The following is a 336-nucleotide window of genomic DNA, read 5'->3' as shown; positions in this document are numbered from 1 at the left end:
CCGCGAACCTCGTGCTCGACATGACGCTGACCTCCGCGGCCTGCCCGCTGACCGACGTGATCACCGACCAGACCAACTCGGCCCTCGAGGGCCTGGTCAATGACGTGGCGATCAACTGGGTCTGGATGCCGCCGTGGGGCCCCGACAAGATCACCCCCGACGGCCGCGAGCAGCTCCGGGCGCTGGGCTTCAACGTCTGATTACTTGGTGCCCCAGATTCGTTCCTGGAGCGCGGTGTCGCCGTAGCTGGTGAAGCTCACGACCTGGTCACCATTGAACGTGATCACGTCGGCCGCTTCGCCTGTCTCGCCGGCAGCGGTCGTGGTCGTGAGGACC

At 66.4% G+C, this 336-nt stretch carries 1 protein-coding gene; it reads left to right on the top strand.

From position 1 onward, the window contains the following. Positions 1-200 (top strand): metal-sulfur cluster assembly factor (locus ACOADB_RS17310; RefSeq protein WP_378601129.1); only part of this gene is annotated, 200 nt, incomplete at its 5' end. Positions 201-336: the final 136 nt, after the last annotated feature.

Origin of the sequence: Nocardioides sp. CPCC 206348 (assembly GCF_048654705.1) — a bacterium.
GTDB lineage: Bacteria > Actinomycetota > Actinomycetes > Propionibacteriales > Nocardioidaceae > Nocardioides.
This window is presented reverse-complemented; position numbering and strand designations above follow the sequence as displayed.